The 13,104-nt window shown below is 58.5% G+C and carries 13 protein-coding genes; 2 read left to right on the top strand and 11 right to left on the bottom strand.

What is annotated here, in order from left to right; all coding sequences use genetic code 11:
• Positions 1–119 precede the first annotated feature (119 nt).
• Positions 120–869, bottom strand: a complete 750-nt coding sequence (istB, locus tag BLV47_RS33395) for an IS21-like element IS1474 family helper ATPase IstB (RefSeq protein ID WP_062838242.1) — start codon at positions 867–869, stop codon at positions 120–122.
• Positions 757–2,442 (bottom strand): IS21 family transposase, encoded by a 1,686-nt coding sequence (istA, locus tag BLV47_RS33400; protein WP_062838241.1) that lies wholly within the window; start codon positions 2,440–2,442, stop codon positions 757–759. The genes istB and istA overlap by 113 nt, the downstream gene beginning before the upstream one ends.
• Positions 2,443–2,673: 231 nt before the next feature.
• On the opposite strand from istA, the gene BLV47_RS33405 reads away from it, so the two are divergent.
• Positions 2,674–3,507, top strand: a complete 834-nt coding sequence (locus BLV47_RS33405) for an AraC family transcriptional regulator (protein WP_092320741.1) — start codon at positions 2,674–2,676, stop codon at positions 3,505–3,507.
• Positions 3,508–3,520: 13 nt separating this feature from the next.
• Entirely contained in the window at positions 3,521–4,453 is a 933-nt protein-coding gene (locus tag BLV47_RS36325; RefSeq protein WP_167365742.1) for an EAL domain-containing protein, read from the top strand.
• Between the two features lie 36 nt (positions 4,454–4,489).
• Here the strand turns inward: BLV47_RS36325 and BLV47_RS33415 are convergent, their stop codons facing one another.
• The 9 genes from BLV47_RS33415 to BLV47_RS33450 form a co-directional block, all read right to left on the bottom strand.
• Positions 4,490–4,753 carry a hypothetical protein gene (locus tag BLV47_RS33415; protein WP_092320742.1) on the bottom strand — a complete coding sequence of 88 codons (264 nt, stop codon included), beginning with the start codon at positions 4,751–4,753 and terminating at the stop codon, positions 4,490–4,492.
• Between the two features lie 179 nt (positions 4,754–4,932).
• Entirely contained in the window at positions 4,933–5,193 is a 261-nt protein-coding gene (locus tag BLV47_RS33420; protein WP_092320743.1) for a hypothetical protein, read from the bottom strand.
• Positions 5,194–5,201: 8 nt separating this feature from the next.
• Positions 5,202–5,411: a hypothetical protein gene (locus BLV47_RS35960; protein WP_143038354.1), complete on the bottom strand. Its 210-nt coding sequence runs from the start codon at positions 5,409–5,411 to the stop codon at positions 5,202–5,204.
• Positions 5,412–5,737: 326 nt separating this feature from the next.
• Complete coding sequence (locus tag BLV47_RS35965) at positions 5,738–5,953, bottom strand: hypothetical protein (RefSeq protein WP_143038355.1); 216 nt, start codon at positions 5,951–5,953, stop codon at positions 5,738–5,740.
• A gap of 41 nt (positions 5,954–5,994) precedes the next feature.
• The gene (locus BLV47_RS33430) at positions 5,995–6,225 is read right to left on the bottom strand and encodes a hypothetical protein (RefSeq protein ID WP_092320745.1); all 231 of its coding nucleotides are present in this window, start codon (positions 6,223–6,225) and stop codon (positions 5,995–5,997) included.
• A 76-nt stretch (positions 6,226–6,301) separates the two neighbouring features.
• Positions 6,302–6,967 (bottom strand): hypothetical protein, encoded by a 666-nt coding sequence (locus BLV47_RS36435; RefSeq protein WP_208605344.1) that lies wholly within the window; start codon positions 6,965–6,967, stop codon positions 6,302–6,304.
• Between the two features lie 17 nt (positions 6,968–6,984).
• Positions 6,985–7,320, bottom strand: a complete 336-nt coding sequence (locus BLV47_RS33440) for a hypothetical protein (protein ID WP_092320746.1) — start codon at positions 7,318–7,320, stop codon at positions 6,985–6,987.
• 365 nt (positions 7,321–7,685) lie between these two features.
• A complete protein-coding gene (gene trfA, locus BLV47_RS33445; RefSeq protein WP_092320747.1) occupies positions 7,686–8,813 on the bottom strand; it encodes a plasmid replication initiator TrfA in 1,128 nt (375 codons plus the stop codon).
• 3,282 nt (positions 8,814–12,095) lie between these two features.
• On the bottom strand, positions 12,096–13,082 hold the full coding sequence (locus BLV47_RS33450) for an ATPase, T2SS/T4P/T4SS family (RefSeq protein WP_092320748.1): 987 nt from the start codon (positions 13,080–13,082) through the stop codon (positions 12,096–12,098).
• Between the last annotated feature and the right edge of the window lie 22 nt (positions 13,083–13,104).

The following is a 13,104-nucleotide window of genomic DNA, read 5'->3' on the forward strand; positions in this document are numbered from 1 at the left end:
CATCACAGGGCCCCACCATGCTCAAGTGCGGATTTCGGTGAACGTGACCGAGCGTTTCGCTAATACGTGACCGGTGCTTCCACCCCGGTTGCGCGGGTTCTGGATTGTAATCGCATCGGTCACGATGCGGCTTGTTCCTCGGCTTTTTTTCGGCGCAGCGACTCGCCTTTCATCGTCAGTCGGTAGGCGTTGTGCACCAGGCGGTCGAGGATGGCATCGGCCAGGGTCGGGTCGTTGATCCAGCCGTGCCAGTGCTCGATGGGCAGTTGGCTCGTCAGGATGGTGGAGCGGCTGCCAGCGCGGTCGTCGATCACCTCCAGCAGGTCATGCCGGGCTCCTTCCTCCAGCGGGGCTAGCGCCCAGTCGTCCAGCACCAGGACGTCGACCTTTGCCAGCTGTTGCAGGGTACGGCCGAAGCTGCCGTCGCCATGAGCGATGCGCAGTTGTTCCAGCAGGCGCGGGGTGCGCAGGTACAGGGTGCTATAGCCCTGGCGGCAGGCCTGGTTGCCCAGGGCGCAGGCCAGCCAGGTTTTGCCGGCACCGGTCGGGCCGGTCAGCAGCAGGTTGTGCTGCTGGCGGATCCAGTCGCCACTGGCCAGGGTGGCGATCAGACGCTCGTCCAGGGCGCGTCCGGTGCGGCGGTCGAGATCTTCCAGGCAGGCGTTGGCGTACTTGAGCTTGGCCTTCTTGCGCAGCCGTACCAGGCGCTGGTTGTCACGCCAGGCCAGTTCGCGGTCGAGCAGTAGGCCGAGGCGTTCATCGAAGCTCAGGCTGTGGCTGGCCGGCAGCGTCCATTGCTCTTCCAGGGCGCGGGCCATGCCGTCCAGGCGTAGCTGGTGCAGTTGATTCAGGGTGTGTTGCGGCATCATCGAACAGCTCCTGTTGCGGGGGTTGGTAGTAGTCGGCGCCACGGACGTTCTCGTGGTCGCCGGGTAAGGTCGTTTCGGCGGCACGCTGGGGCAGCGGCTGTTGATCCAGGCCTTGCTGGAGCAGGTTGCGCACGCTGCGCCCGGTGAAGGCGCGCAGGTGTACGGCACGTTCGGCAGCGGCTTCCAGGCGTGCATTGCCATAGCGCCGGGCCAGCGAGAGCAGGCCGAGGCAGGCGCGGTAGCCCATCTCCGGGTGCGGCTTGTGGGTCAGTTGGTGATCGATCAGTTGGCGCGTGTAGGGGCCGATCCGCGCGCCCCAGTCGAGCAGGCGTTGTGGCGTCCATTCGCGATGCGCCTGGTGCGCCGCGGGCATGTGCTCGCGCTGGGTACTGTAAGCGCCGCGTCGCCCCAGCAGCAGGTGGCTGGCCACCCGCCGGTTGCCATGCAGCACTTCCAGGGTGTGTGCCGTCAGTCGCACGTCCACGTTCTGCCGGGCCAGGGCGGAGGGCACGCTGTAGAAGCTGCCATTGACCTCGATGTGGTAGTCGATGCTGACCTTGCAGCGCTTGAAGGTGGCGACCTCGTAGGGATGCACCGGCAGCGCTCGCAAGGCCGGGCGATCCAGGCGCTCGAACCAGTCGCGCCGGCAGCCATCGAGCCGCTTGAACGGGCGCCGATTCAGATCCTCCAGCAGCTCGGCGATGGCCTGGTTAAGCGCATGCAGGCTGAAGAACTGCCGATGGCGCAGCCGCGCCATGATCCAGCGCTCGACCACCTGCACCGCCACCTCGGCCTTGGCCTTGTCCTGAGGCTTGCGTGGCCGTGCCGGCAGGATCACCGTCTGGTAATGACGCGCGCACTCCAGCGTGGCCCGGTTCAGGCCCGGCTCGTAGCGATCCGGCTGGGCGACCAGGGCGCGCGGATTGTCCGGCACAACCATTTCCGGCACGCCGCCAAAGTAGGTCAGAGCCTGGCCCAGCGAGGTCAGCCAGTCCACCTGGGTTTCGCCTGGCGTCGCGCAGGCATAGGTGTAATTCGAGGCGCCCAGGGCGGCGACGAAGATGTGCGCCCGGCGCACTTCGCCGGTGGCCGGGTCGACCACCGGCAGCGTCGGCCCGGCATAGTCGATGAATAGCTTCTCGCCCGCACGGTGCAGCTGACGCATCGAACGTTTGAGCGTCTGGGCGTAGCGCCGGTAGTGCTCGACGAACTGGGTGTAGCGGTAGGTCGGCTGGCCCGCATGCGCGGCGAGATATTCCTCCCACAGCAGCTGCAAGGTCACGCCCTTGCGTCGCAACTCGCGGTGGATGCTCAGCACATCGGGCAGCACTCGCTCACCGCGCGGCTTGTTCGTCGACGTCGGTGCAAACAAGGCGGCCGCCAGCGCGGCCTCGTCCATGGCCACCAGCGCCGGCCAGTCCAGCCCGGCCACCCGCGCCGCCGCGATGTACTTGCTAACCACGCCCTTGGACAGCTGCAAGGCACGGGCAATCTTCTCGTGGGACAAGCCGGCCTCAAACTTGAGGCGCAGACATTCTTTGATGTTTCGCATGGCTACTCGCGGCGCCGCCATCTTCCTCTCCCGAAATCGGTCGAGGATGGCGGCGCATCAGGTCATGCGCAACGAAGGGGAAGGCTTTCGCTAAGTCGTGACCGGCGATTTCGGTAAGCCGTGACCACCTGTTTCGGAACAGGCGGAAAATCGGTCACGTTGCTACCGAAATGAGCGGTCACGCGTTAGCGAAATGACCGGTCACGATCAACCGAAACGGCCGGTCACGGTGCTCCGAAATCCGCAGCCCCACTGTTCGGCCTGCAATTTGGTTTACGGCAGGGGGCTCAGGCACTGGGCAATCTGCTGTACCCGATTCAGAATGCCGGTTCGGTGGGCGAAGCACTGCAGGCGCTACAGCGCTACTTTCACGTTCACAGCAACGGCGCCGAGCTGCGCCTCGAGCGCCACGGCAGGTACGCTCGGCTGGTGTATGAAGTGACGGATGGCGGTGCCTATTCAGTCCGCCAGACCGTAGAGCTGGCCATAGGGATAAGTGCCCATTTGCTGCGCAGCCTGCTACAGCACGCCTGGAAGCCGCGAGGCCTGCTGCTTAGACACGCCCCCGGCGCCGAGCTAAGCGCATACCGCCACCTGCTGGGCATTACGCCCCGCTTCGACAGCCCGGACAATGCCTGGGTGTTCGACGAGGCGCTGCTGGATATTTCGCTTAGCACTGCAGACGAGCGGCTCTGCCAGCTGGCCAGGGAGCATCTCGATGTACTGGCACGAATTACCCTGCGGGAATTGCCCGATTACGTGCAGAAGCTTCTTCGCACTTGGCTGCCCGCTGGCCAGGTCACCATCGAGCGGGTCGCCGAGCATCTGCAGGTCAGCCCACGCACCCTGCAGCGCTATCTGCAGACAGAGGACACGAGCTTTCAGGCCTTGCTGGACGACACGCGACAGGCCCTGGCGACGCGCTACCTGCGTGACTCATCGCTGAACCTGACTCAGTTGGCCGCGCTTCTGGGCTATGCAGATCTCAGCACCTTCTCACGCGCCTTCAGGCGCTGGAACGGCATCAGCCCACAACAGTGGCAGCGCTCATTGCTATCCGTGCCAGCCGCCGACTCGTCCACCTAAGGGGCGTATAACCATGTCCGTTAATCCCTTCGTCCGCGCGCTAGGACTTATTGGCTTTGCCGAGTTCGCCATAATGCAGGGGCTCAATCCAGTGCAGATGCTGCGACTTGCAGAACTGCCCCAAGACAGCCTGCAGCACCCCGAAGGCATCTTTGCCTTCCGTCGCTACTGCGCGCTCCTGGATATCTGTCAACGCCATTCAGGCAACCCTTTATTCGGCCTGCAGTTCGGGGGCTTTCAGGGGCTCGATGTATTTGGCGAGCTGCTCTATCTGATTCGCAACGCGCGTACGGTAGGTGACGCCCTCGGCGAGTTGCGCGGCAACTACGCGCTGTACGATGGCGCGGCAGATATAGGTCTCGACAGCGACGGAGACACTACAATCCTCAGCTACCGGGTCGGAGAACTAGGCCTGGGGAGCATCACAACAATTGATCGCTGGGTGCTTGAGCAGGCCAACCTGTTCTTGGCCTCTTCGCCCGGCAGCAAGGTCTGGCTCAATGCCTCTCGCGTGTCCCTGTGTAACAGCGACTACGTTGATGATGTCCTCCGAGTGGTCAGCATGGGCCCGTACTACGGGCGAATCACGCTGGAAGTCACAGAATCTGGTGAGGTCGATTCGGGTGACCTCGATGCATCACTCCACCGGCTGTGTGACGCCGGCGTAGAGATCGTGATCGATGATCTCGGCGATGGCTTCAACCAGGATGAAATGCTTGAGGCGAGCTACGTCCGGGGCTGCAAGTTCAGTTGCACCACACTCGAACGCCTCCTGATGTGCGAGCAGACCCGGCAGAAGGTTTCCAACCTGGTAGCCAGCTGTAAATCGTCGAACAAGCTCGTCGTGATCGAGGGTATCGAGAGCGCTGAGAACCTCACGATGGCTCGCCAACTCGGGTTTGATCTATTTCAGGGTTGGTTGTTCGGAAAACCCGTTCATCTCTGATCCGCGCATATCGGCAGCCATCGGTGGTCACCTATATCAGTTTGCTAATGCGCGATATGCGGTGCCGTGTTCTTCCTCAATCTTGAGAAGCACTGTCCGAGCTTCCGGGCTAAGACCGCTATGGGCTTGATGCGCAATGGCAACCAGAGCATTCATGCCATGGAAGTGCCCCAGGTAGGATTGCCATGCCTCATCAAAATCTTGGGCCGCAATACCACTGGCTTTTTCCTTGTAGAAGGCTAGGACTGCAACCAGTTCCTTCTGAGCGCTCTCAATGATGGTTTGTTCAAGCTCGGTCATGCAGTGCGTCCCTATTACTTGATCCCGCCGATTGGATGACGGAAAAAAGATCGTTGCTGAATTGGTTGGGCTCGATGACTTCAGTGTCGCCGAAGCGGTGCAGCTCTCACTGCGCTTTTAGGCAGACCCAAGTCAAACGGCGATGTATGCCGGGATAATCGCGGGATTTACTACTGTCGTTAATCCAGGGTAAGGCTGTGAGACTCGTTCAGTTCCGTGTCGTAACGAGACTCAAACGGCACATAACGGAGCCCAAACTTCTGAGCTAAACCACGAGCATGAGCGATTGCTAAATCGCGCTCGTAGAAGTCCTGATCATTTACCGCAAGCCACTCAATGCGTTCGGTTCTAGCGCAACTCGCCAGGTCGATCACTTGTACTTCTGAGCGATCACCTCGTGGATGGATCACGAAGTAGAACGTACCGCCGGTACCTGTCATTTCTTTATCTATCCGATCAGTAATGGCGAAGCTGCATTGAGCGAAGCGTATGCCGAAGCCAGAAAACCCAAGCCCGCCCCAATCCGCAACATCAGCTTTGGTTTGACCTGTGGGGCGCGGGCAGCAATCGCCACTGTGGGCATCAAACCAAGCACAATGATTGCTACTGCTAGCCAGAATGGCAAAACGCTAATTGCCTGGGCAATGTTTTCGTCCACGAGGATTTCCTGTATCAGTTACTACAGATGCCAGTATTGCCACTGGCGGACTGGTTCAATCGGCTAGGCACTTAGGTTCCTCCGTAATCGCAACCGTATGTGCTTTGTGATTAGCCATCCTGCGAGAAAGAGTGCATAGCCGCTAAATAGCCCGATCGCACCCCAGTAGGCCGACCACAAAGCGCCCATGTGCTCATCAACCAGATACACGACTGCGAGTGCGAGGCCCAACAGGAACAATAGAAAGGCAAAACCAGAGACGATATTCACGCTGTATTTCCTATGAAGTCGATCTGACCGCCATACGTTTCGGCGGCACTGGCATTTTACTCGACCATCTGAACCTGTTCGGTTATGTCACGATTGCATTCGTTGCAGTAGCGGCGATCGCCTCCGCGCACACGGGTCATATCCCCAGCATCGAAAGGTTTGCCGTCAGCCTCGAAAATCTGCGTGTACTTGCACACACGCTTTTCGTACCAGCCACCCATGCCCCGGCAGCGCGGGCAGGGAGCGACTTGTTTCAAGCTCTTTACGCTCATGAGGATCGGCTTCCTGTCTATCACCTTGAAGCGGTGTCAGGTCATGCCTGGGCTTCTTCCAGAGCCTGCACTGCTTCGTCTATCGAGTCTAGGGCTGTGCCCATCTGCTCGGCGGCTTGCTCCATTGCCTGGCCGCGCTCGCCTTGTTGCAGACCTTCAGGGAGGTTGTCGAAGCTTTCCTGCTCTTCATCCTGCAACTGCTCGATGCGGTCACGAAGTTCTTGCAGGAGCTCGGCAATCTCAGCCAGCTGCTTGCGACGTGCTTTGTTCATGGCGTGACGTTATCCCTAACTCTTGACTGCCGCGGTGTTCGAGCCAATGCCCTTGACCAGCTTGCGACTCAGCCCATTACTTGGCCGTCAGCTTTGACGCCATCAGCTGGAAACCGATGCTGTCGCTTCCAAACAACTGGCCAGCATTAGCAAGCAATCCAGCTGCGAGAGTGTTCATCTCCACCTCGAAAATCTGGGCGGAAGAGATGAGGCGAACCTTGGCTGCGACCTCTTCGTCATCGTAAACGCCTATGACTTCGATCTCGTCCTTGCTCCCACGGGTATAGCCACCGATGGTCTTGGCCACGACATATCGCAGCGTAGAGGGCTGGCTCATACTCTCGCGGTCAGGGTAACTGCCAGGCAAGGGCGACATGGCCGGTTTACGTTTTTGTTTTTCACGAATACGCACGACCGTTTCAGGCTGCGATATTCGCGCCAGCTCAACCTCACCTGCCTGGTGCATATCCACGCCTTGAGCAGCACAAAGAGCAGCCAGAGTCACGAGAACACCACCGACTTCCTGAGGCTTATCCCCGACATCGCGACCAAAAACATAGTCTACTAACTTGTGCGCCTCATCTGCCGAACAGTTGCAAGCCTGCACAAGCTCAAGGGCTTCTTCCAGGAACCGATGATTGCGCTCAATTACATCCGCGGCAATCTCCTGACCAAAGCAGTCATTTAGCCAGTCCGCAACTCGCGGCTGGAATGATATTTCCTTATCTGAGTTGCTATTCATGCATGCCTCTCCTTGAACTAATTGCCCTTCGGCCAGTGCTCATTGATGAGCGTCTGGATGGCTTCGGCATTACCAGCCGGAATGAGATTTGCCCAATAAGTAGGATGGCCACCGCAAACGTCTGCACTTTTGTGTCTCACCCAAAGATCTACCCTGTCTGAGTCCTTATAACGAGACTCACCGACGAAGAGATATTCCCCTTCGCACATGCCACCATCCGTATAGCGCTTCAGCCAAATGAGATCAGGTTGCTCAGGGTCTTCCGGATTGTGCGGTTGAATTTCGACTACGGTGACACCATGCGCCACTAGCGCATCTGCGAGATCCTGGGTGTCCGCAAACAACTTGCTCACTTTGGGTTTCCTATAGCAGCGAACTCGGGACAGCCAATCATTGCCCGCGAGAAATCAAGCCCATCATCGATGGTACCGTCGCGTGCCACCATCCCGGCTCCATCAATTTCCGTAGGGGAGTTATTTTGTGATGGTGCGACGAACCGTCTAGCAATTCCCAGAACCCAGCAGAGTTGGTCGCTATAGGCTTGATGACCGAGATGCAGTGATACCGATGGCTATCTAAATCGAAGTCTCAGGTACAACTGAGTAACGATAGGGTTAGGTAGTCGAGGTTGTTGTTCAGGGGAATGATATTTATGAATCCAGAAGCAACATCAACATGATGACGGCCACAAGCTTTCGGCCTTAATTTCCCTGGAGATCTACATCGAAGATTCAGGTACAACGGCTTCGAAGAGGTCACCGCTCTCCAACACGACATCGGTGATTTCCTCGCCTGACAGATCAAAGGGGGCAGATTCCTCACCTTGATCATCAGAAAGGTACTCTTCCATCGCCTCTTTCACGCGGGCGGCATCACCGATCTGGAGCCCGAACACCATCCAGTCGTGATCTTCATTGCGCTCGACGCCCCAGCCTGGCTTGATGTATCCCTTTTCTTCAAGGGCAGTGCAGGTCTTGATGAACGCAGATTTGAACTTCCGCTCCATCTTCGAGTAGTCGCTGCCGTAGCCAACCAGCAAGAAGTAGTAGTGCAGGCGCATCCGGAACACACCAGCGCGGTGAGACCCGATGAACGTCAGCAACCGCCTAGATATCGGATTGAGTTTCTCGCGCACCTTGTACGGGATGAGAGTCGTATTGACACCATCGAAGAACAGGCAAGTCATTGGATCGAGACTGATGACTTCTCGCCCTGAGGCTGGGTGTGTCGTTTTCCTTTCGATGAAGCGCAGGGTAATGAAGACTGGTTCAGTGCTATCACTTGCCAACGCAGCCTGAATAGCCTTCAGGTGCTCGCTATAGCGGTTGCGGATAAGATCGACAAGAAACTTTCCATCAGCGCGTTTGCTGAGGTTCTTGTCCGTCAGCAACTCATAAAGCCGCTTGAGTGCCTGTTTGTTCGAGATACGTACCGTAGCGGCCTCAAGATCACTGAGCATCCTTGAAACGCGAGCGAAGTTAGGTCCGCCCGTGCTGTAGTTCAGGTCGCGGATCAGGTCGATAATTCGGACATGAATGCCTTTGGTCAGCGAAGTGCCTCTGGCGTAGGTCAGCAGCCTGGCCCACAACTCTTCGTGCTCGGTGTTTAGTGACGGCCCCCGTTGCTCAATGGAACCTCCACCAACAGAGAACGTGGTTACCCAGTCCTGGTGGTACTCTTTGGTTTTTGAGAGCCCGAAAAGTGCGGAACGCACAATTGGGTTAGCCATCTCATAGATGGTCGGGTTGAAGTAGGGCAGAACGCCCTGGACCTGGAGTTGTTCCAGCTCTTTTGTGGTGCGTAGCTTCCTTTCTCCTTCTTTGCTCAGCTCTGCGGTGGCTGTCATGATTTCGTCTCAGAAGGTTGGTCAATTCCTGACCACGAAGGTTATATGTCCATACCACCACGTTCAATGTAGGTTTAGGAACGTATTCTTCTAAATGGGGCTCAGCATCCATCCAGATAGGCTGGATCTGCGAAGTTCAAGGTACGACCATCGAACTCTCAGGTACAGGCATCGAAGTTTGAGGTACAACAGCGCTGTATAGCCCGTCAGGATTGACGCTTCTCAGTTATACACACCATCCAACGCTTCGCCTCTCGCGACGCGTGGGTTAAGAGCTTTACAAACAGGTTTTATTTTCTGGTTCTAGAGCAGGTGAATCAAAAGCAGGTTATAGATCGGGTTAGTGCACTGGTTAGAGGGTCTTATCACCCGCTTGCAGGCTGCGGCCCGCCTGGGTTGCGCTCATGATGCCTGTACCTGAGCGTTCGATATCCTGTACCCAGATCGACGTTTCACGTACCTAGGCCTTCGAAAGCTGTACCTTATCCTTCGATTTGTGTACCCAGGCCTACGTCAGGCGTACCCCATTCTTCGAGCCTGTACCTAGGCCTTCGATTTTCTGTGTGTAAAGCCACTTATTTCTGTTGATAAGCTGTGTGCAGCCTGTGTGAAAGCTGTGTCTACTTTTCTCCGCCGCCTCGTAGCTTGCTGATTTAAATAAGGTTTATTGTTTAGGCGCGCTCAGCAGCAGATCGGCGTACCTCAAACTTCGATACAGGGTTGCTGCCGGCCATGCGTGCGGTGCGCTGGACTGATTTATCGAAGTCTCAGGTACGGCGCGGCGAGCACAAGGGAGGTGTACCTACAACTTCGATACAGGGCGCTGGAGGCCCAGCGGGCGATGCGCTTGGCTGGTTTATCGAAGTCTCGGGTACAGCCGTGATCGGCAGTCGGACGGTGTACCTCAAACTTCGATACAGGGAGCTGAAGGCCCAGCCGGCGGTGCGCTGCCCCGAATTATCGAAGTCTCGGGTACAGCTCTGATCGGTGGCCTGCCGCTGTACCTCAAACTTCGATCCAGGGCGCTGAAGGCCCAGCGGGCGGTGCGCTGGCGCGAATTATCGAAGTCTCGGGTACAGCTCTGATCGGTAGCCGGCCGCTGTACCTCAAACTTCGATCCAGGGCGCTGAAGGCCCAGCGGGCGTTGCGCTGGCCCGAATTATCGAAGTCTCGGGTACAGCTCTGATCGGCAGCCGGACGGTGTACCTCAAACTTCGATCCAGGGCGCTGAAGGCCCAGCGGGCGTTGCGCTGGCCCGAATTATCGAAGTCTCGGGTACAGCTCTGATCGGCAGCCGGACGGTGTACCTCAAACTTCGATACAGGGAGCTGAAGGCCCAGCCGGCGGTGCGCTGGCCCGAATTATCGAAGTCTCGGGTACAGCTCTGATCGGCAGCCGGACGGTGTACCTCAAACTTCGATACAGGGAGCTGAAGGCCCAGCCGGCGGTGCGCTGCCCCGAATTATCGAAGTCTCGGGTACAGCTCTGATCGGTAGCCTGCCGCTGTACCTCAAACTTCGATGCAGGGGACTGGAGGCCCAGCGGGCGGTGCGTTGGACTGATATACCGAAGTCTCAGGTACGGCCGTGATCGGCAGCATGGCCGGTGTACCTCAAACTTCGATCCATTGCGCTGGAGGCCCAGTGGGCGGTGCGCTGGGCTGGTTTATCGAAGTCTCAGGTACAGCTCTGATCGGTAGCCGGCCGCTGTACCTCAGACTTCGATACAGGGAGCTGGAGGCCCAGCGGGCTGTGCGCTGGGCTGGTTTATCGAAGTCTCGGGTACAGCCTTGTTCGGCATCAGGCCGCTGTACCTCAAACTTCGATGCAGGGTCGCTGCCGGCCCTGCGTGCGGTGCGCTGGACTGATTTAACGAAGTCTCAGGTACGGCGTGGCCTGCGCTATGGTGGCGTACCTCAAACTTCGATATAGGCTCGATAGCGACCAAGCGGGCGGTGCGTCGGGCCGCATTATCGAAGTCTCAGGTACGGCCGTGATCGGCAGCATGGCCGGTGTACCTCAAACTTCGATCCATTGCGCTGGAGGCCAAGCGGGCTGGTGCGCTGGGGCGATTTATCGAAGTCTCAGGTACAGCTCTGATCAGCAGCCGGCCGGCGTACCTCAAACTTCGATCCAGCCCAGCTGGTAAGCCCTGCGGGCAGTGCACCGCGCCGCTATATCGAAGTCTCAGGTACAGGTGTGATCAGCAGTAGCCAGGTGTACCCACAACTTCGATACAGGCTCGATGGCGGCGCTGCGGCCGGTGCGCCGGGCCGCTTTGTCGAAGTCTCAGGTACAGGCTCGGCCAGCATCAGCCAGGTGTACCCAAAACTTCGATACACGCTCGATGGCGACCCTGCGGCCGGAGCGCCGGGCCGCTTTATCGAAGTCTCAGGTACAGGCTCGGCCAGCATCAGCCAGGTGTACCCAAAACTTCGATACACGCTCGATGGCGACCCTGCGGCCGGAGCGCCGGGCCGCTTTATCGAAGTCTCAGGTACGGCCGTGATCGGCAGAATGGACGGTGTACCTCAAACTTCGATCCATGGCGCTGGAGGCCCAGCGGGGGGTGCGCTGGGGCGATATATCGAAGTCTGAGGTACAGCTATGAACGGCAGCCGGCCGCCGTACCTCAAACTTCGATCCAGGCTCGCTGGGAAGCCATGAAGGCAGTGCGCCGGGCCGCTTTATCGAAGTCTCAGGTACAGGTGTGATCAGCCGCGGCCAGGTGTACCCCAAACTTCGATTCAGGCTCGCTGGGAAGCCATGAGGGCAGTGCGCCGGGCCGCTTTATCGAAGTCTCAGGTACAGCCGTGATCGGCAGCAGGCTGGTGTACCTCAAACTTCGATCCAGGCTCGCTGGGAAGCCATGAAGGCAGTGCGCCGGGCCGCTTTATCGAAGTCTCAGGTACAGGTGTGATCAGCCGCGGCCAGGTGTACCCCAAACTTCGATTCAGGCTCGCTGGGAAGCCATGAGGGCAGTGCGCCGGGCCGCTTTATCGAAGTCTCAGGTACAGGCTCGGCCAGCATCAGCCAGGTGTACCCAAAACTTCGATACACGCTCGATGGCGACCCTGCGGCCGGAGCGCCGGGCCGCTTTATCGAAGTCTCAGGTACAGGTGTGATAAGCAATAGGCACGCGGGGCATCCACCAGCCGGGTGCCACGCGTCAGATCAATCAGCCCGTTGCCCTGCCCTCCTGCATCAGCTTCAGAACCGCTAATACAGCCTGAAGTCCTTGGGCCTGGGAACCACACTTACTACCCAGAAAACCTTGGCATGATCATTCATTGATCCGGCCGCGGCGGTTGATGAACTCAGCCACCTCGTCACGAGTCGCAAGACGCTGAGCCACCAACTGCATAGCGGTCTCAGCCATAGACTTCCTGCTCTGCCGCTGCATTTCATTCCCGAGCTGCGGGAGCTTATCGACGCCGGCTTCAAGAATCTGCCGAACCGCGTTGGTCACCTCAAGCGACTCGTAGACTGGCAGAGGTTTTCGATCTGAATCGCCGAATCGCACGACATGCTGCCACCAGATCCCACGCATGGTGCGTGGAAGGATTTTCGCGAGCTTGTCATCGACCAGCGCCAGCATTCGAGGGAATACGTCCAGAGCGCTATCCGCGTGGATGGTTGCAACAACGGAGTGGCCGGTCGAGGCGGCCATCAAGGCTGCGTTGGCTGTCTCAGGGTCGCGAATCTCACTGACGGCAATGGTGTGCCGGTTCTGACGAACGAAGTCCTTAATCGCCTGCGCGAAAGAGTCAACGTGGGTGCCAACCTCGCGCTGGATGACGCCAGGCCCGGTCAACAAGCCCTCGATGGGGTCTTCAACGGTGCCGATCGGGCCGCGCTCCTTCTTGTCCATCCGCTCCAGAGCGGCAAACATCGTCGTGGACTTACCGGAGCCCATCTGGCCGGCGAACAGAGTCAAGCCGGTCCCCTTCAGGAGGCTCAGGACGATGTTCGCATCCAGTTTCAGATCCTCGCGGAACGACGGTGCGCCGGCCGGCAGAATACGCATGGTCAGCCCGTAGCCGTGATAGGAGTCAGCCAAGTTGCAACGATAGCGTGACCCGTTCCATTCGATCGTAAAGTCAGACGACTTCTTCCGGTCAGCCTTCTTCTTCTCGGCCACCGTGGTTTCGAACAGGTCCTTCCAGGTACCTTCGCACGCGATACGGCTATAAACACCGTTGTTGTCAGTGGTCTCAACGAAGTTGGAAGTGAGGTACAGGTTGGTGGGCTTGGCTGGAATATCGGTCATGGCTGATCAATCACATCCCTAG

Source organism: Pseudomonas saponiphila, assembly GCF_900105185.1.
GTDB classification, from domain to species: Bacteria; Pseudomonadota; Gammaproteobacteria; order Pseudomonadales; family Pseudomonadaceae; genus Aquipseudomonas; species Aquipseudomonas saponiphila.